Below are 19,073 nucleotides of genomic sequence, written 5' to 3'. Positions count from 1 at the left end.
CCGTTGCTCACTTTTGCGCGACATGCCGTTGGGAGAAGACCATGACCGAAGCCTTCATCTGTGATTATATCCGCACGCCGATCGGCCGCTTCGGCGGATCGCTCTCCTCCATTCGCGCCGACGATCTCGGCGCCATGCCGCTGAAAGCGCTGATCGAGCGCAACGGCTCCGTCAACTGGGAAGCCGTCGATGATGTTATCTATGGCTGCGCCAACCAGGCGGGCGAGGACAATCGCAACGTCGCGCGCATGGCAAGCCTGCTGGCCGGCCTGCCGATTTCAGTGCCCGGCACGACGATCAATCGGCTTTGCGGCTCGGGCATGGATGCCGTTATCGCAGCCGCCCGCGCCATCCGCGCCGGCGAGGCTGAACTGATGATCGCCGGCGGCGTCGAAAGCATGTCGCGCGCACCCTTCGTCATCCCCAAGGCCGAAAGCGCCTTTTCGCGCAATGCCGAGATCTACGACACCACCATCGGCTGGCGCTTCATCAACCCTGTCATGAAGAAGCAATACGGCGTGGATTCCATGCCGGAAACCGGCGAGAACGTCGCAGAAGATTACAAGGTCACCCGTGAAGACCAGGACGCCTTTGCCGTTCGTTCGCAGGCAAAGGCAGCCACGGCACAGGAAAACGGCCGGCTTGCCAAGGAAATCACTTCGGTCACGATCCCGCAGCGCAAGGGCGATCCCGTCATCGTCGGCAAGGACGAGCATCCGCGCGCAACCACCATGGAGGCGCTTGCCAAGCTCGGCACGCCCTTCAAGAAGGAAGGCGGCACGGTGACGGCCGGCAACGCCTCCGGCGTCAATGATGGCGCTGCCGCGCTCATCATTGCTTCAGAGGCAGCTGCCAGGAAATACGGCCTGACGCCGATTGCTCGCATTCTCGGCGGTGCGGTCGCCGGTGTTCCCCCGCGCATCATGGGCATCGGTCCCGTACCGGCTTCGCGCAAGCTCATGACGCGCCTCGGCATGCGGCAGGAACAGTTCGACGTTGTCGAATTGAACGAAGCATTTGCTTCGCAAGGGCTTGCCGTGTTGCGCGAACTCGGCATTGCCGATGACGACGCGCGCGTCAATCGTAATGGCGGCGCCATCGCGCTTGGACATCCGCTTGGTATGTCCGGTGCCCGCATCACCGGCACTGCAGCTCTGGAACTGAAAGAAACCGGCGGTCGCTATTCGCTGTCGACCATGTGCATCGGCGTCGGCCAAGGCATCGCCATTGCGCTGGAACGGGTCTGATCGTTGCGAACAGGCGGGGTCCGGCGCCACATGAGCGGCGGACCATGCTCACGGTCGAAACCCGACGCCGGGCCATTGAAGGCTGCAACCAACGATAAAATCTGGAACGGCAAAGGCTCTGGCGCGTTTTTCCTGCTGCTCAGTGGGATCAGTCCATGCCGTCACGCCAGAATGTCTTAAAAGCATTTCCGTCAAGCGCCCTTATCATTCTCATTGCCTTCACCCTATTGCTGTCGATTGCGCAATCCGCCTTCGCCGCCGAGGGGCAAAAGGCCGGCCACCCTTCGGAAGGGCTGTTCCTGATCCAGATCATTCTGCTTGTCGTATCGGGCAGATTGCTCGGCGAATTGATGGTGCGCATCGGCCAGCCGTCCATCATGGGTCAGATCATTGCCGGCATCATTCTCGGCCCCTCCCTTTTCGGCTTGATCTTCCCCCATGCACAGGCGAGCCTTTTTCCTTCGGAGGGCGCACAAAAGAGCATGACCGACGCGATCGGTCAGCTCGGCATTCTCTTTCTTCTGCTGCTCGCAGGCATGGAAACCGATCTCGGTCTTGCGAAACGCCTGCGCAAATCTGCGGCCGGCGTTTCGCTGACGGGCATCGTCATTCCCTTTGCGGCCGGCTTTGCACTCGGCGAGCTCATCCCGGGCGCCTTTCTTCCCGATCCTGAAAAGCGGCTGGTCACATCACTTTTTCTTGGTACCGCGCTTTCCATCTCTTCCGTGAAGATCGTCGCCTCCGTCGTCCGCGAAATGGATTTCATGCGCCGGAACATCGGTCAGCTGATCGTCGCTTCGGCCATTATCGACGATACGGTTGGATGGGTCATCATCGCCATAACCTTTGGTCTTGCGGAAAAAGGGGCGGTCGATCTCATGACACTGGCGACCAGCGTCATCGGCACACTGGCCTTCATGGCCGTCAGCTTCACTGTGGGACGACGGATCGTGTTCGAGATCATCCGCTGGACCAACGATAATTTTCGCAGCGATCTGCCCGTGCTCAGCGCCATCGTTGCGATCATGGGCGGGATGGCCATCATCACCAATCTCATCGGCGTCCATACCGTGCTCGGCGCCTTCGTCGCCGGCATTCTCGTCGGTGAATCGCCGATCCTTACCCGACAGATCGACGTCCAGCTTCGCGGCTTGACGACGGCGCTGTTCATGCCTGTTTTCTTCGGGCTAACGGGCCTGCAGACCGATCTCACCGTGCTTGCCGATCCCTCCATCTTGCTGCTGACGGCCGCCATCGTCGTCATAGCGAGCATCGGCAAGTTCGGAGGCGCTTTTGCCGCCGCCAAGTTTGGCGGCTATTCGGCATCCGAAGCTCTGGCGCTCGGCTGCGGAATGAACGCAAGGGGATCGACGGAAGTCATCGTCGCGACCATAGGCCTGTCAGTCGGCGTATTGGACGAAAAACTCTTCTCCATCATTGTCGCCATGGCCGTCATCACCACGATGGCGATGCCGCCAACGCTTCGCTGGGCGCTTGCGCGCCTGCCATTGCGCGAAGAGGAACGTGACCGGCTCGAACGTGAAGAATTCGAAAGCGAAAGCTTCCTGGGAAATTTCGAACGCATCCTGCTGACCGTGGATGGCTCGCAAAGCAGCCGCCTCGCCACATGGATCGCCGCCTTCTTCGCTGTGACGCGCAAGATGCCTGTCACCGTCCTGGATATCAGGGAACCAAGCGACGCAATACAAGATCCAAATGATACAGCGACGACGGGCGCGGCGCCGCAAGGTCGAGCCGTCGCTGACGATTTGAGACAATGCGCGACCGATTTACTCGCGTCGGCTTCCCCGAAGCAGAATATGGCCAGCGAAAGCGATATCCATGTTACGGTCCGGGAGAAGAACGACAAGCTGGAAACCATGCTCGAGGATGTCTCGGGTACCGGCCACGATCTCCTCTTCATGGGCATCGAACCGACCATGGGCGAAGACGGGCGCTTCAGCACGTCCCTGCAAATCATGACCTCTGCCTTCCAGGGAACGTCAGCTATCGCAACAGCACGCGGTATGCTCCCCGAACGTCCCCAAGAGCTGAGAATCCTGCTGCCGGTCAGCGGCACCGAACGCTCCGTCCGAGCAGCCGAATTCGGGCTTGCGATTGCGAAGGCGGCGGGAGCCCATTGCGCCCTGCTGCTGATCGTTGAACCGCGACAGGTCAGAGCCATTCCGCGCATCAGCGACCGGGGCAATGACCAATGGGACGTTCTCAACAAGGTCGGCGCGATCGCGGATTACTATGGCGTCGAGATCGAGAAGGTCGTGCAGCAAGGCCCCTCACCGGAGCTGTCGATCCTGCGGCACGCCCGAAGCGGCAAATATAATCTGATCGTGCTCGGCGTGAGCAAGCGAGCCAGTGGCAGCCTCTCCTATGGCAGCGTGGCAGACACACTGCTGCAAACCGCAGACAGATCATGCGTCTTCATTGAAACCGACTTGGCCGCCTCGCAGGCAATTCGCGAATAGCCCTGTCCATCAACGGTGGGATGGATCAAGAGAATCAATGGGCGCCATCAGCACTATTCATTTCTCGAACCTAGCCCCGTGAAGCATATTGACCGGCAGCACGATCTTTTGCCGAGCCCGATATGTCCGACCTTATCCTCTCGCGCGACCATGAAGAAGCCGATACGCGGGAGGGATGGAAGGTCGTCGCCGCCACCCATGTGCTGACGACCGTGACGTTCGGAGCCGCCTACTCCTTCTCCGCCACGTTGCCGGGGCTTGCTGCGGAGTTCAATGCGTCGCGCGGCGAGGTCGCCCTCGTCTTTTCCATTTCCGCATTTCTCTTCTACTCGCTCGGCGCGATTGCCGGGCCTCTCGCCGACAGATGGTCACCGCGCAGCCTGGTTCTTCTGGGATTGGGAGCAATGATCATTGGCTATATCGGCGCCAGTCGTGCCGGATCCCTGACGGCACTTTACATCTGGTATGGCTTCGGCGTCGGGTTTGGGATCGGCCTGTCATACGTTCCGGCGATCGGCGCGGTGCAATCCTGGTTCATCCACAAACGAAGCCAGGCGTCGGGCATCGCGACGGCCGGGATTGGCCTTGGAACCTTGATCCTGCCCTTTGCCATCGGCCAGGCTCTTCCCTTCATCGGCTGGCGAGGGTGTTTCCTTGCGCTTGCCTGCATCTTCGCCGTTTTCGGCGTGCCGGCGGCACTGCTTGTCCGCAAGCGCCGGGACGGTACGATCTCGTCCCCGGCGTACGCCGGCAATCCCAAGCCCCCCGCTATATGGCGTGACGGACGGTTCTGGCTCTTCTATATCGTGCTGCTCCTGTCCTCTCTGTGCACCTTCATCCCCTATGTTCATATCGTCGCCGCCGCCCGCGACATGGGGCTTTCCATTCAGGACGGAGCCGCCCTTGTCAGCTTTATCGGTGTCGGCAGCGTCATCGGCCGCTTCTTTCTGGCAGGCCTGGGAGATCGTTTCGGCCGCCGGCAGCTGCTGGCATCGCTCACCCTTGCGGTCGCGGCCTCCTTTGCCATATGGGCATCGGCATCAGGCATGATCCAGCTGATCTTGTTCGCATTGATCTTCGGCATGAGCTATGGCGGGTGCGTCGGCCTTTATCCGGCTGTCGCCGCCGATCTGTTCGGCACGCGCCAGATTGGTGCAGTTATCGGGTATCTCTATTCGGCCGTGGGTGTGGCAGCCCTGATCGGGCCGACTGCAGCAGGCTTTATTTTCGACCATACCGGCAGCTATTCCGGCCCGATTATCGCAAGCGGCCTCGCGGCATTCGCAGCAGGCTTTATCGCGTTGCGCCTCGGCAAGAAGTCCTAGAGCTGAGCTGCGATGGCAGCCTTGTCGATGATAGACCAGACGTTCCGGATCCGCCGATCCAGAAACTCATAGAAGACATTCTCGGCAAACTGCACCCTTCTGCCATTCACCGCCATACCGAACAGCATTCCCGTCGGTCTGCAATCAAATTGCAGGCGGCTTGCGACGCGTGGCGGTTCGCAGATCAGTAGAGTGATATCGAAATGAAGATCGGGAATGGCGCGAAAATCGCCTTCGAGCATTTGCCGATAACCTGATAGTCCAATGTAGGCGTCATTGTAATGCACGTCTTCATGGACGAATTTACCGAGATTCGACCAATCCTGCTTGTTCAGGCAGGCAATATAGCCTCGGTAGATCTCGGACAGATCGACGCTTGCCATTCTCATCACCTTGGCCCCGGAGGCGGCCTGCGCTTCAGGCCGATGCCTGCAGACGGCGGCGACTCGTATGCATCATCGTAATCGGATGCTTGAGCGCCGGTGCCGGACGGCCGATATGATATCCCTGAACGGCATCGATGCCAAAGGATTTGACGAGATTGAGCTGCTCCTCGTCCTCTACGCCCTCGACCAGAATACGATGGCCGCGATTGCGCACCAGACCGATGATGTCTTCGAGAAGGATCTTCGCACCATCGTTGCTTGCCGCGTCATGCAGGAAGGATTTGTCGATCTTGACGGTTTCGAACTCCATCAGGCGAAGCCACGACAACCCGGCAAAACCTGTGCCGAAATCATCCAGCCAGAACTTGATGCCGAGCTTCTTCAGATCCTGAATGCTGTCGAGGACATCGGGGCGTATCTCCATATCGACGCCCTCGGTGATCTCGAACGCCACCCTGTGACCCGAAACGCCCGTTTCCGCCAGAATAGCGGCCACCTGCGCGGCGAAACCCGGAGCCCGCAGCTGGATCGGAGAAACGTTTATGCTGACCGTGTCGACGATATCGCGGGTAAGCAAATCACAGCAGGCCCTTCTGATCGCCCAATAGCCGAGCTCCATGATGGCGCCGGTGCGTTCCGCTATCGGGATAAAGACGGCCGGAGATGCATTCGACCCATCGAGCAACTGCAGGCGCATCAGAGCTTCATAGGCACCGATTTCTCCAGTCTGGAGATATTGGATCGGCTGGTAGACCAGCGAGACGAGGTTCTGCTGGATGGCGATCTTCAGAATGGCTGCGATATTCTCGCTCGCATCGCCGCCCGGCAGCTCGTTCGGATCGAATATCCGTGCGCAATTGCGGCCGCTCGCCTTTGCCGAATACAGCGCACGGTCGGCCTCGTTGATCACATTCTCCAGCTTCGCGCCGGCGACGTCTCTCGTAATGGTCGCTCCAACGCTCACCGTGACATGCCCGAAGCCGTCCAGACGCTGTGCATGGACGATATCGAGAGCCTCTATCCCCTGACAAATGGCATCCGCCAGAGCCAGCGCATCCGAACTGCTCTCCAGATCGAGGATAACGATGAATTCCTCGCCGCCGTAACGTCCGACCGTTGCCCCGAGTGGAGCAACGATGTTCGACAGCGCATTGGCAACCGTCACAAGGCAGTGATCCCCCTCCTGATGGCCGTAATAATCATTATACTTCTTAAAGAAGTCGACATCGACCAGCAGGATGGCGAATGCTGCGCCCTTCTCGCGCCAGCGATCCCAAAATTGTTTCAGTCTTATATCCGCGGCTCTTCTGTTCTCCATTCCGGTCAGGGAATCCGTAATGGAAAGGCGCAGAAGCGCCTCGCCGCGTTCGGCCGCCTGGCGCTGCTGCAGCTCCGCTTCCCTGGCATTGAGAAAGACGTTGAAACGCTCCTTGTTCAGTTTCCAGTTCACATAAGAGGTGAACACGAAGCAGCAGAGATAGAAGGTGGTGAAGGCCAGACAGTAGGCGGCGCTGTAGTGAAATTCCGTCAGCGACAGCAGGAAAAAGGCGAAGATCAGCCCTGACGACATCAATGCCAGGCCGAATTCGAGGCTGAAGAACAGGTTAACGCCCATCATGAAAATGGCGCCGAAGGCGGCATAATAGGAGAATGCCTCGGCATTGGCCGTCTGCAATGCCGGCAGCAGCCACACGACATATCCAAGAACGACGGCCGCAGCACATGTCGCCTCAAGCTCGCCGGCACGACGTTGCCGCGAAAACTGCATTTCCAGGATCAAAAGCGAAAAGCCCCCGATCAGAAACCGCGCAGGGATCGTCACGTGCGAGACGTCGGGAATGAAGACCAGGTCCGTGACCAGGAAGAGGATATAAACGGGCACGGCAAGCCACAGACCGCTGCGAGCCAAGACGCGCCGCGCATCGTTGCTATAGGCTTTGTAGAGCCCGCGCAGCTCATCGGGGCGGTTAGTCATGCGAGCCTCGCTCGGACCAAGATCGCTGTTTCCCGACAATCGACGCATGCTCATCATCACCCGAGTTAGCCGAGACCTCATGTCCACCGCGTTACCTTTGCGTCGCTCGAATGAACAAATCGCTCGCTTCACCACGGCGGCTAATTTGATCCGTTTGATAACGACAGCGTTGCCGCAGCGACATTAACAAAACCATAGCGCTCAATTTTTATATGAGATATGGTTTGTGTAGTGTTCACGGAATGATTTAAAATTGAAACAATTTCAAACCGCTCTTGATGGCTTCAGCCTCGTTACCTCCCAGTCCATCTCGGAACATACGAGATCGTCCGGTGACCACATTGCAACCGACCAAATAAAGGAGGGCGAGGCCGAACTCGCCCTCATTCTCTCCCTCACGCAGCAGTCGTTCGAAGCAAACGCGCCCGTTCCAGGCACCATGCAAGCCTTGACGGAGCGTCTGCAGGCGCTGAAAAACAAGACGACACCCCTTACCTGGGCACATCTCGCCTCGGTGGCGCAGGGGCATCCCGTGTCGTCCTATCTGCTGCAGGACCCTCTGACGCGATGGTCCTTCGAAAAGCCGCGCGGCTACAGCGGCGATGCCTATCTGCTGGATTTCATCTATGAACATCCGGCCGTTGCCGCACAGGTGGCGGAAGCTTCGGCGCTGGGCGCAGAAGTTTACGATTTCACCCGGCGCGCACCATCCGCCGTCGCCGTGCGAGAAAGGCGCGAGATCCTGGCAGCCCACGTCGATGCAGTGGCGGAGGTGACGGATGGCGCCGAAGTCCTGGCAATCGCGGCCGGCCATCTTCGCGAAGCGGAGCTCTCAAAGGCTCTGCAGAGCGGCAGGCTCAAGCGCTGGGTCGCGCTTGATCAGGATCCAGTCAGTGTCGGGGCGGTGAGCTCGACCTTCCATGGCACCTGCATCGAAGCGATCAACGGCTCCGTTCGCACCATTTTGGGACGCGCGCAGAAGCTCGGCACGTTCGACTTCATCTATGCAGCCGGCCTTTACGATTATCTGGCGGAAAGCGTAGCCGTGCGTCTGACGGAACGTTGCCTGCAGATGCTGAAGCCCGGCGGCAAGTTCCTGCTCGCAAACTTCGCCAAGGATATCGGTGTCGAAGGTTATATGGAGACCTTCATGAACTGGCCGCTGATCTGGCGAACGGACGAGGATGTCCAGTCGATCATCGACAAGGTCAAACACCCGATCGCCGAAGTTTCCCTTACACGCGGCGAAAACGGTGGCGTCATATACGCGGTTCTGACCGTATAGCCGACGGCAAGCGTGATGACCGGCTAAGCCGCGCTGCGGCTTGGCCGGTTAAATCGCAGCAGCGCAAGCAGCAGAAGATTGACCAAGATGATTGCTGCGACGGCGGCAGGTGCTGCTGCATCTGGCGCCAATATCTGTTGACGCAACAAATAACCCGATACCAGAAACGGCGTATTCCAAATCAACGCGCCGCAGAATGTCGCGATGGCAAAGCTTGGCGCCGGTATGGCAAGCACCCCTGCTGGCAACGCCATATAGGCGCGAACAACAGGTATAAGCTGACCGAAGAGCGTGGCCCGTATGGGATGGCCATGATAATTGCGTTTCAGGCGCAGATACCACTCTTCTTTGATATCCAGACGCCGGGTCATCCTCAGCACGAAGAGATCGCCACGCGCAGGTCCCAGCCAACGGCCCATTCCGTACCAGAACAGCGAGCCTGTCGTTGAACCGGCGGCGGTAACGGCGATCACTGCAGGCAGATCAAGTGGCTTGGCGACACCCAGCATGCCCAGCATCAAGAACAGGGCGATCGACGGTAGGATGGGGACAAGCTTCTCGATCGCGGAACACAATGCAAGGCCGAACAGTCCCCAGGCCGCCAGATCGGGCAGAACATCCAACATATAGGAGGAGTCACTCATGTGGCGGCAGCCGGAGATTTTATCGGCCTGCGCCGGACGATCTTATAGACCCTGGCAGGCGGAAAGTTGCGCAGCACCTGGCCCTGCAGCGTTGCCTTGAAGCCATACCGGTCGAGCAGGCGATTTGGTATCGGACAGCGCAGGCCATAGGTGAACTGATAGAGCGCCCCGCCCTCACGCAGCCTCGCTGATACCGCAGCAAGAATGGCAATGACCGTCTTCGGCGACATATTAAGTAGCGGCAATCCACTGATCGCACAGCCGAACAGCTCTCCTTCCTCCGGCAAGTCATAGGCATCAAGCCGCGCAGCATCGGCGCAGATGACGCGGGCATCAGGAAACCGCTGTCGCAGCAGACTGGCAAAACTATCAGCGGATTCAATCAGCGTAATATCGCTTTCGCATATGCCGCGTGCGAGCAGGGCTCGTGTGAATACTCCCGTGCCCGGGCCGAGCTCAAGGATAGGTCCCGCCGAAGGACCAATTTCACTTGTAATCAGATTGGCCAGGACCGGGCCGGAGGGGGCGATCGCTCCCACCATGCGCGGATTGGTCAGCAGAGTTCGCAAGAATAGTGATGTGTTTGACATATGTTCCCGCCAGTAGGGGCTCAAGAGATTCGCCTGCGCGGCAGGCTTTTCCTAAAGCGAGCCGATTGCGAGAACATTGCATCGGAGCCGACGGGCTATCCGGCCATCGGAAAGCTCAATCGGAAAGACGCACCACCCGTCGGTCCGTCGATGACGCAAACCTTTCCGCCGTGGAGCCTCGCAATCTCCTGGACGAGGTTCAGCCCGAGGCCGAACCCTTTGCTGCGACCCTGGAGGCGGTGAAACGGTTCGAAGATGCGGTCCCGCTCCTCTTGCGGGACACCGTTTCCTTCGTCGGTTACGGTGATGCCGGTGGCGCGGCCGACATGGACGGTGATCCTGCCACGGCGGCCGCCATGCTGGATCGCATTCTGCACGAGGTTGGTGACGGCCCGCTCGATGGCCATGCGATCGCCAAGGACTTCCACGGCCTCCTCATCCTTGACGAAACAGGGTTCGTAATTGGCAGCGATCGCGAGCGGCGCCAGTTCCGAAACGACGTGTTCGGCGACCTGTACGAGATCGACCAAAGCCGGTTCGAAGCGATGATTGAGGCGCTGAAGATCGAGGAACTGCTCGGCAAGGGTCGCAAGGCGCACCGTATCCTCAAACAGCCGCTCCTTCAAAGGGCCTGCCGGCAGACCATCGAGACGTGCCTGCAGGATCGCGACCGGGGTCCGCCACTCATGGGCAAGATGGGAAAACAGACGCTTCTGCCGCTCATAGCCGTCGTCCAGCCGACTCAGCGCATCATTGACGGCTTCGACAAGCGGCAGGATCTCGCGCGGAACATCGTCGACCGGCAGCCGCATCCCCTGGCGATTGATATCGATCTGCCCGGCGCGGACAACGGCGGAATCGAGCGAAGAAAAAGCGCGGCGAACCACGAGCGGCGCGGCAATCACGGTTGCGATCGCCGTGACGATCAGCAGCGGCAGAAGAGCGCTGAAGAAGACAATGCCGACCGCGCCAAGAACACGGATCGTCGACACGCTGCCGTCCATACCTGTCAGAACCTGGACCTCGCCTGCGGGAGACGAGACCCATTGCAACCGGGCGGCAGGTACGGTGCTGCCGCCGAGATTGCCGCCGAAACGGGCCTGTCCGACACCGTCGAGCGCAGCGCCGATCGCGGCATAGGCCGCGGGTACGTTTCCGTCCTTGATCGTGGCGCCGCTGCGATCGCGAACGACGAACCAGAGACCCGGCAGATCCCCACGCCGCGCCAAAAGCGCTGACGTCTCCTTCAGCATAAGGGTCCCATTCTGATCGCGCCCAAGGGACCGGGAGATGGCATCGATGGTCTCGTCTTCCGGCTGAAGAGAGATGAAACTGCCGGTCGCCCAAAGAGCAGCCACGATGAGCACCGCAAGCAGCGACAGGAAGATCGCTTGCAGGAATGATAGTCGCGATACGAGACGCCATCGCAAGGAAGGCTGGCCTCCGCTCATGATTTCAGTCTCATCAGATAGCCAATGCCGCGAACGGGATGAATCTCCAGCCCGGACTCCACCGAGGCAAGCTTGCGGCGAAGACGGGAGATATGCGCATCCAGCGTATTCGACTGGATATCTTCGCTGAACCCATAGACAGCCTCCTCCAGAGCGTGGCGCGACACCGTGCGACCAAGCCGACGCGCAAGCGCCTCGAAGACCAGAACTTCCCGGCGTGGCAATTCGAGCCGTTCACCCTCGATCAGGATGTCATGACAGCCGAAATCATAAGACAGCCTGCCGAAATTCAGCACCTCGCTGCGCACCTCACCCGGGCGACGCAGAATGGCACGCAGTCGCGCCAGAAGCTCCTCCATGGCAAAGGGCTTGACGAGATAATCGTCGGCGCCGGTATCAAGACCGCCAATGCGGTCGTCGAGATCACCGCGTGCCGTCAACACGATAACGGGCGTGTTGACGCCGGCGGCCCTTAGCTTCGGAATGATCGACAAGCCGTCGCCATCCGGCACCTGCCGGTCAAGAAGAATGACATCATAAGGGAGATTGATCGCAGCCTCTTCGGCATCGGCCAGGATCGAAACGTGATCGACGACGGCATCGCGAGCCTGCAACGCAGCGCTCAGCGCCGCAGCCATTTCCGGCTCGTCTTCCAGCAACAATATCCGCAAGGAATCATCCCCAAAAATGTAAGGATTGCATTGCATATGCGGATTGCGGGAAGATTGCGACCCACTCCAGGCGACACTTCATCATTCACTGGAGAATTCGGACCGATACGCTGTCGGTGAGAAAGATATCGGTCAGTTTCGGCTTTCGACGCCACTCAGGTCGCAGGGGAAGGCATCGCCTCCCCCTGCGATATCCGCCACGCGGCGGCTGATAGGTAGGCTACAGCGAACGGAGCGGTGAACACATCATATAAATGGTTTCCCATCCGTCGCAATTTCGCAGCCATCCCGCCATTCTCGAACCAGCAAAGGTCAAGAAGGACGAGCCGTAAAGTATCCATCTGCATCAAACCCACCTCATTTAAGGCGGCTCACATGCAACGCCAGCAAGCTGCGATAATCCAGCCCTTCCTCACGCTCTGGAAGGCCGATATCACGGAGCTGATAATTCGATAATCCGTATACCTGCTCATAAGTCTGCCGCCGTTTCCAGACAACAAACAGCAGGGCGCGTGCAGTCCTCCACGCACCGAATTTCTGGTACAGTTCATCGACCGTCGCCGTCAAACTCTCGGCAACTATAAATTGTGAACGAGTCATCGCTATTCCTGGCGCAGTCACGCGACCAGGTCCTCTTGAAGCTTGACCGGCTTCAGGAGTCGATGCGTCAACGACACACCAAATCACACGCTCGGCAAGTCATATAGGTTTATTGAGAAACGCCTAAACGGCGGCAAATAAAGCTCTTTTGAGCTTTAATTATAGAGTCGCCGCGCGGTTGGTGCAGCACACACCATGGCGATCGACATCATTCCGCCGGAGACGTAGGTAAACATATGTGAATTATGCATGTCACGCCTCCTTGTTCGATTTGCGGATGGCGTAATCGTACGCGAGATCCACAAATCGACAACCCCACAATTTCGAATTGCAAATATCCGGCACAATATGTTGCATCGAAGCAACAGTGACGATGGTGTCGAATAATCGTCGGCGAACGAAATGTTAGACTGCGGCCGCAAGGCGGGCCTGACGACAAACGGAACTTACTGAGCCCGTCAGAATGAATTGACGATACCGCCGCCAGTGCGCATCTGCTGCACCATAATATGGGCGTGGTAGTGCATGGCGCATTTGATGGCATAGATTTGCAGGACGACGGGAGAGCGCCGATGCCGCAGGAGATTGAAAAGCCGCGCGCGGTAAGTGGCGCGCAAATCAGCCTCCTTAACTCGGCGCATCAACCGGAGGAAAATCCCGACAGCTTCGAATGCCCATGTCGCGTTGAGTGCCAGCAGGCGCAGTGGATGGCGGCGCAGGTGGCGTAAGCGGGTACTTTCCGGTTCGATACGCGCGTCGATGTAAAGCGCATCCAGCCGATCGAAATAGGCGGCCGGCTCGTGCAGATCGCTTAGAACCGAAAGATATCCATCCCGCAGGGTTTCGCGCGAGAGATTGAGCGGTATGACATTGGTGCCATAGGCGGGCGGATCGTCGTGGTCGAGGCGGCCTTCCTTGGCGAGGCGCGTATAAAGCGGTGTCTTCGGAATCGCCGCCAGCATGCCGATCATGGCGTTGACGATGCGCGCATCCCTGATGAAGACCCGCTGTGCATCGAAAATGGTCGCATCGTCGCTGTCGAAGCCAAGGATCATGCCGCACCAGACTTCCATACCGGTCTGCTGGATCGTGTGGATCTTGTCCAGCATCGTCCCGCCCCTGCGCAGGTTCTGCAGCTTCTTGGTTTCGCGCAGCGCCTCCTCGTTAGGCGTTTCGATGCCGATGAAGACGACGCGGATATTGGCATCGACCATCAGCTGCATCAGTTCGGCGTCGTCAGCCAGATCGATCGACGCCTCCGTCAGGAACGTCATCGGGTAATGATGGCGCCCCTGCCAGGCAACGACATCCCGCAGGACCTCCTTGATCGCCTTCTTGTTGCCGATCAGATTGTCGTCGACGATGAAGGCCGTATCCATCCCGGAGGCGAGCAGGGCCTCCATCTCGGCGATGATCTGCGTACTGGTCTTGACGCGCGGCTTGCGGCCGAAAACGACGATAATATCGCAAAAATCGCAGGTGAAGGGACAGCCGCGCGAAAACTGGATGCTGCCGACAGCATATTCGTCCATCTTCAGGAGATCGAAGCGCGGCACGGGCACCTTGCTCATATCCGTCTTGTCAGCCTGTTCATAGCGCCGAACATGATGGCCCTCCTGCCATTCGGCCAGGAATTTCGGCCAGGTCTCCTCCGCCTCGCCAATGAACGAGACATCGACGAGATTGCCGAAATAATCCTCCTTGACCGTAACCCAAGGTCCGCCGACAACGGTGAAACAGTTGCGCCGTTTGAGCTCGGTCAGGATTTCCGTCATGCGGAAGCGCTGGACGATCATGCCCGTCAGCGCAACGATATCGGCCTCCTCGCAAAGGCCGTAGTCTATCGGCTCGATATTCTCGTCCACCAGAGTGACGGTATGTTCCGCCGGCGTCAGCGCCGCCAGCAAAGGCAGGCAGGCCACCGGAAGGTTGGCCTTCACGTCGAACAGCGGCAGAGCGTGCTCCATGCCCCAATAAGAGGTTTCAAAACGCGGATTGATGATGACGATATGAGCCATTGAATAGTCCGCTCCATGACATGAAGATCTGGTTCGCTATTGCTTTGAGCCTGTATGTCATTTGCAGCTGCATTCGCCGGCCTCACGGCCGCGAAGCAGGGTCTTCCAGCATCGAGGCGGCTGTCTTAGCAGCCCTATATGAGCTCAAGATTAAATTCGCGGCTGCCACGAGCCCGTGGATCGGTCGTCGCTTATTCGCGGAGTAGCGCCGGTATCTGACGGCGGCATTGCCTCCTCGCGATGTCGTCGGCAAATTCTCATAAACATGGTTTGCGGCGCCGCGAAAAATTTTTCCGGCGGCAATGTCGAAATCGTCCCGACGCAATCGTCTTTATTCCAGACATGGCGCGAAAGGATATTATCCGATCTTTCGCGCCTGAGCCGAACCGGATGAAGGGAGCTGCAGAATGAGTTCGTCCTATCGTTGGGTGATTGTCGGTGCCGGCGCGCTGATGACCTGTGTTGCGCTCGGCGCGATGTTTTCTCTGGCGATCTTTCAGGTGCCTATCGCCGCCGATACTGGCTGGTCGCATGCCGGTATTGCCGCCGCCATGACGTTGAATTTCCTGACGATGGGCCTCGGCGCCTTTGCCTGGGGTGCCGCAAGCGATCGTTTCGGCATCCGCATCGTGGTGGTGATCGGCGCATTGCTGCTTGGGCTGGCGCTTGTCCTGGCAAGCCGGGCGGGCTCGCTTCTGCAGTTCCAGCTGACCTACGGTACTCTCGTCGGCCTTGCCGCCAGTGCCTTCTTCGCACCGATGATCGCGGCGACGACCGCCTGGTTCGATGAGGGCAGAGGTCTTGCGGTATCGCTGGTGTCAGCCGGCATGGGCGTTGCACCGATGACGGTATCGCCCTTCGCCCGTTACCTGATTTCCGCTTACGATTGGCGTTTCGCCATGCTCATCATCGGCATCATGGCCTGGGTTCTGCTGATACCGGCGGCACTGCTGGTGCGGCGGGCACCTGTGCTTGCTGAAGCCACCGCCTCGGGCGGGCAGAGGGAAGAGCAGAGCCTGCCCCTTGGCCGGATTTTCCGCTCCCCGCAATTCCTCGTGCTGGGCGCGACCTTCTTTGCCTGCTGCGCAGCCCATTCCGGGCCGATCTTCCATATGGTCAGCTACGCAACCATCTGCGGCGTGGGGCCGATGGCAGCGGTCAGCATCTATAGCGTCGAGGGCCTCGCGGGTCTTGGCGGCCGTCTTCTTTACGGGACGCTGGCGGACAGGCTCGGTGTGAAGCCGGTGCTGGTTGCGGGCCTTCTCGTGCAGGCGGCGGCACTTGCTACCTATCTGCTGGTCAGCGAGCTCGGCGAGTTCTATGCTTTGGCGGTCATCTTCGGCAGCGCTTATGGCGGAGTCATGCCGCTTTATGCCGTGCTCGCGCGCGAATATTTCGGGCCGCGCGTCATCGGCACCGTCTTTGGCGCGGCATCGATGCTCTCGAGCATCGGCATGGCCGCCGGGCCTTTGATCGGCGGCTGGATTTTCGACACCTTCGCCAATTATTCCTGGCTCTTCATCGGCTCGTCCCTTGTGGGGTTGGGGGCTGCCGCCATCGCGCTTGCCTTTCCGCCAATGCGCCGCCTGCAACTGCAGGCGGCATAAGACAGGCTGGAAGCGGCCTGAGTCCGCTTCTGCGAATCCTGCCGGGGTGCATCACATTTTACCGCGCCCGGCGGCGTTTTCCCCGGCGACAAGCCCATGCCGCCACGCTGAGGAAGGACATATTCGTATTTCTTGATGCTTACACACAGATTTCCATGAGCAACAGCGGTTGCAGCCATTGCAATTTTCAATTTTTAGCCAACACTCACATATGCATCAGGTGCGTGATCTCCTGGGGGAGGAAATCAGGAGAGCATTCACTGGCGCGACTTTCCGCGCCCATCGGCAGGAAAGTCCTGCGTAATGTCATTACGGGGGACATGACACGGGTCTTTTGACCATGTCCCTGGTGCAATTGGGAGGATTGATTCATGGCATCCACGTCCGTGGCCGAGACGACGAGTCGAGGCATGACCAGGGAGGAGAAGAAGGTCATCTTCGCCTCCTCCCTCGGAACCGTGTTCGAATGGTACGATTTCTATCTTTACGGTTCTCTGGCCGCCTTCATCGGCACGGCCTTCTTCAGCGACTATCCGGAAGCAACCCGCAATATCTTCGCCCTGCTCGCCTTCGCCGCAGGCTTCCTCGTTCGGCCGTTCGGCGCCCTCGTCTTCGGGCGCATCGGCGATCTTGTCGGGCGTAAATACACCTTCCTCGTCACGATCCTGATCATGGGTCTTTCGACCTTCCTAGTCGGCGTTCTCCCGGGTGCGGCGAGCTGGGGCATCGCCGCGCCGGTCATCCTGATCATCCTTCGCCTGCTGCAGGGTCTGGCGCTTGGCGGCGAATATGGCGGCGCTGCAACTTATGTCGCCGAACATGCGCCCGACAACAAACGCGGCTATTACACCTCCTGGATCCAGACGACCGCAACACTCGGCCTGTTCCTGTCGCTGATCGTCATCCTGATCGTCCAGAACGCTCTCGGCAAGGAGGCTTTCGCGGCTTGGGGCTGGCGTATTCCCTTCCTTCTCTCCTGCCTTCTGCTCGCCATCTCCGTCTGGATCCGGCTATCGCTCAGCGAATCGCCGGCCTTCAAGAAGATGAAGGAAGAAGGCAAGGGCTCCAAGGCACCGCTCTCCGAGGCCTTCGGCCAATGGAAAAATGCGAGGATCGCCTTGATCGCGCTGCTCGGCCTTACCGCCGGTCAGGCGGTCGTCTGGTATGCCGGCCAATTCTACTCCCTGTTCTTCCTGCAGAACGTGCTGAAGGTCGACGGCCAATCGGTCAACATCATGATCGCGATCGCGCTTCTGATCGGCAGCGGCTTCTTCGTGTTCTTCGGCTGGCTATCCGACAAGATCGGCCGCAAGCCGATCATCATGGCGGGCCTTGCCCTGGCGATCCTCACCTATTTCCCGCTGTTCAAGGCTTTGACCAATGCGGCAAACCCCGCTCTCGCCCAAGCGGAGCAAACCATCCGCGCCACGGTGACGGCTGCTCCCGGCGATTGCACCTTCCAGTTCAATCCGGTCGGCACCGCCAAGTTCAACAATTCGTGCGATATCGCCACGTCCTTCCTGGCGAAGTCGTCCGTGCCCTATACGATTGTCGAAGGCGCAGCCGGGCAGCCGGCGACGGTCAAGGTCGGCGACGCGACCGTCACCTCCTACGATGCGACCGCGGCAGGCGCCGGTGCAGCGGCCAAGAGCGCGGCATTCACGCATGACATGAACCTTGCCTTGCAGAAGGCCGGCTTCCCGCTGGCTCGCGATCCTGCCAAGGTGCCGGACGCCAAGCTGGATGCCTTCATCGCCGCAAACCCGGAACTCGGGCTCAATGCGGCAACCGTGCGGGCGGGCGACAAGACGGTCACTCCGGTCGCGGATCTCATCAAGGCGAAGCTTCTGACGGCGGATCAAGCTGGCGGCGCGACCGATATGCCGGTCTACACCATACCCAAGGGTGGTGCCTTCAAGATGGTTGCCGATCCCTCAGCCATCAACTGGCCGCTGACCATCCTCATCCTGACCATCCTCGTCATCTATGTGACGATGGTCTACGGCCCGATCGCCGCAATCCTGGTTGAGATGTTCCCGACCCGCATCCGCTATACCGGTATGTCCCTGCCCTACCATATCGGCAATGGCTGGTTCGGCGGCCTGCTGCCGGCAACGGTCTTCGCCATGAGCGCCGCCACGGGCGATATCTATTATGGCCTGTGGTATCCGATCGCGATCGCTGCGATGACGCTAGTCATCGGCCTTATCTTCGTTCGCGAAACCAAGGGCGTCGATCTGAACAGCATCAAGTAACCGCATAAAGGCCCGGCGTTCAGATGTGGCACGCCGGGCCTCTTCTTTTCTCTCGTCAGTTCCTGATGGAAGCGCGGATCTCAGCTTCCGCAAACAGCGTGCAGCAGCACCAGAAGCGAAAAGAGGACCATCAGGCCCGCCAGAAAATGCTGCAGGATCGACCAGACGCGTTTCGTTGCCGCAAGGCTTGGCCGCGTTGCAAGAGAAGCGAGATAGAGGACTGTATCCATGAAAACCCCTGGCGCATGTTTCCGCAGGCGCGACGTGATCACCTCGCTATCGCGGCATTACTGATACTTAACGTTTTTATATTGTCTATAAAATTAGTAGATTAAAGGAAGGGTTTTCCGGCTCCTCGGAATTTCAGACAAATTAAACTCCCTTGCGAAAGGCGCCGGCAAGACTCGCGCGGTCTCGCAGCACATCCATGAGCTCCATATGGAGGGGAACCGGAGCCCGAAAAAATTTATTCTATAGATTAAATAAACAAAGCAAGGGTCGTCCTTTTAATTGATCGCCAGTGGCTTACGAGTACC

15 protein-coding genes are annotated in these 19,073 nt (G+C 59.1%); 6 read left to right on the top strand and 9 right to left on the bottom strand.

The window, feature by feature from the left end; all coding sequences use genetic code 11:
- The first annotated feature begins 41 nt into the window (after positions 1–41).
- The 3 genes from pcaF (at position 42) to I8E17_RS20130 (ending at position 5,055) form a co-directional block, all read left to right on the top strand.
- Complete coding sequence (gene pcaF, locus I8E17_RS20140) at positions 42–1,247, top strand: 3-oxoadipyl-CoA thiolase (protein WP_069610266.1); 1,206 nt, start codon at positions 42–44, stop codon at positions 1,245–1,247.
- Positions 1,248–1,402: 155 nt separating this feature from the next.
- Positions 1,403–3,730, top strand: a complete 2,328-nt coding sequence (locus I8E17_RS20135; protein WP_069610265.1) for a cation:proton antiporter — start codon at positions 1,403–1,405, stop codon at positions 3,728–3,730.
- 122 nt (positions 3,731–3,852) lie between these two features.
- Positions 3,853–5,055 (top strand): MFS transporter, encoded by a 1,203-nt coding sequence (locus I8E17_RS20130; protein ID WP_069610264.1) that lies wholly within the window; start codon positions 3,853–3,855, stop codon positions 5,053–5,055.
- Here I8E17_RS20130 and I8E17_RS20125 read toward each other — a convergent pair.
- Together I8E17_RS20125 and I8E17_RS20120 are read right to left on the bottom strand one after the other, a co-directional pair.
- Positions 5,052–5,438: an ester cyclase gene (locus I8E17_RS20125; protein WP_069610263.1), complete on the bottom strand. Its 387-nt coding sequence runs from the start codon at positions 5,436–5,438 to the stop codon at positions 5,052–5,054. The genes I8E17_RS20130 and I8E17_RS20125 overlap by 4 nt on opposite strands.
- A gap of 34 nt (positions 5,439–5,472) precedes the next feature.
- On the bottom strand, positions 5,473–7,416 hold the full coding sequence (locus tag I8E17_RS20120; protein WP_229002170.1) for an EAL domain-containing protein: 1,944 nt from the start codon (positions 7,414–7,416) through the stop codon (positions 5,473–5,475).
- Between the two features lie 253 nt (positions 7,417–7,669).
- On the opposite strand from I8E17_RS20120, the gene I8E17_RS20115 reads away from it, so the two are divergent.
- Positions 7,670–8,701, top strand: a complete 1,032-nt coding sequence (locus I8E17_RS20115; RefSeq protein WP_069610261.1) for a class I SAM-dependent methyltransferase — start codon at positions 7,670–7,672, stop codon at positions 8,699–8,701.
- A 23-nt stretch (positions 8,702–8,724) separates the two neighbouring features.
- Here the strand turns inward: I8E17_RS20115 and I8E17_RS20110 are convergent, their stop codons facing one another.
- The 6 genes from I8E17_RS20110 to I8E17_RS20085 all read right to left on the bottom strand — a co-directional run bounded on the left by I8E17_RS20110 (position 8,725) and on the right by I8E17_RS20085 (position 14,675).
- Positions 8,725–9,345: a DedA family protein gene (locus tag I8E17_RS20110; protein WP_069610260.1), complete on the bottom strand. Its 621-nt coding sequence runs from the start codon at positions 9,343–9,345 to the stop codon at positions 8,725–8,727.
- The gene (locus I8E17_RS20105) at positions 9,342–9,935 is read right to left on the bottom strand and encodes a methyltransferase domain-containing protein (protein ID WP_069610259.1); all 594 of its coding nucleotides are present in this window, start codon (positions 9,933–9,935) and stop codon (positions 9,342–9,344) included. Before I8E17_RS20105 ends, I8E17_RS20110 begins: the two co-directional genes overlap by 4 nt.
- 95 nt (positions 9,936–10,030) lie before the next feature.
- Positions 10,031–11,386 carry a HAMP domain-containing sensor histidine kinase gene (locus I8E17_RS20100; RefSeq protein ID WP_069610258.1) on the bottom strand — a complete coding sequence of 452 codons (1,356 nt, stop codon included), beginning with the start codon at positions 11,384–11,386 and terminating at the stop codon, positions 10,031–10,033.
- Positions 11,383–12,057 carry a response regulator transcription factor gene (locus tag I8E17_RS20095; protein ID WP_069610463.1) on the bottom strand — a complete coding sequence of 225 codons (675 nt, stop codon included), beginning with the start codon at positions 12,055–12,057 and terminating at the stop codon, positions 11,383–11,385. Before I8E17_RS20095 ends, I8E17_RS20100 begins: the two co-directional genes overlap by 4 nt.
- Positions 12,058–12,414: 357 nt before the next feature.
- Entirely contained in the window at positions 12,415–12,657 is a 243-nt protein-coding gene (locus tag I8E17_RS20090) for a DUF1127 domain-containing protein (RefSeq protein ID WP_069610256.1), read from the bottom strand.
- A gap of 458 nt (positions 12,658–13,115) precedes the next feature.
- Positions 13,116–14,675, bottom strand: coding sequence for a DUF4070 domain-containing protein (locus I8E17_RS20085; protein WP_113366211.1), 1,560 nt, complete (start codon positions 14,673–14,675; stop codon positions 13,116–13,118).
- Positions 14,676–15,082: 407 nt separating this feature from the next.
- Between I8E17_RS20085 and I8E17_RS20080 the strand changes: the two genes are divergently transcribed.
- Both I8E17_RS20080 and I8E17_RS20075 read left to right on the top strand, forming a co-directional pair.
- Positions 15,083–16,282: an MFS transporter gene (locus tag I8E17_RS20080; protein ID WP_069610253.1), complete on the top strand. Its 1,200-nt coding sequence runs from the start codon at positions 15,083–15,085 to the stop codon at positions 16,280–16,282.
- Between the two features lie 371 nt (positions 16,283–16,653).
- On the top strand, positions 16,654–18,537 hold the full coding sequence (locus I8E17_RS20075) for an MFS transporter (RefSeq protein ID WP_069610252.1): 1,884 nt from the start codon (positions 16,654–16,656) through the stop codon (positions 18,535–18,537).
- An 80-nt stretch (positions 18,538–18,617) separates the two neighbouring features.
- Here I8E17_RS20075 and I8E17_RS20070 read toward each other — a convergent pair whose 3' ends face one another.
- Positions 18,618–18,767, bottom strand: coding sequence for a hypothetical protein (locus I8E17_RS20070; protein ID WP_162711908.1), 150 nt, complete (start codon positions 18,765–18,767; stop codon positions 18,618–18,620).
- Positions 18,768–19,073: the final 306 nt, after the last annotated feature.

The organism is Rhizobium sp. AB2/73 (genome assembly GCF_020871915.1).
GTDB lineage: Bacteria > Pseudomonadota > Alphaproteobacteria > Rhizobiales > Rhizobiaceae > Rhizobium > Rhizobium dioscoreae.
The sequence above is the reverse complement of the archived record's forward strand: the minus strand, read 5'-3'. Positions and strand labels throughout refer to the sequence as shown.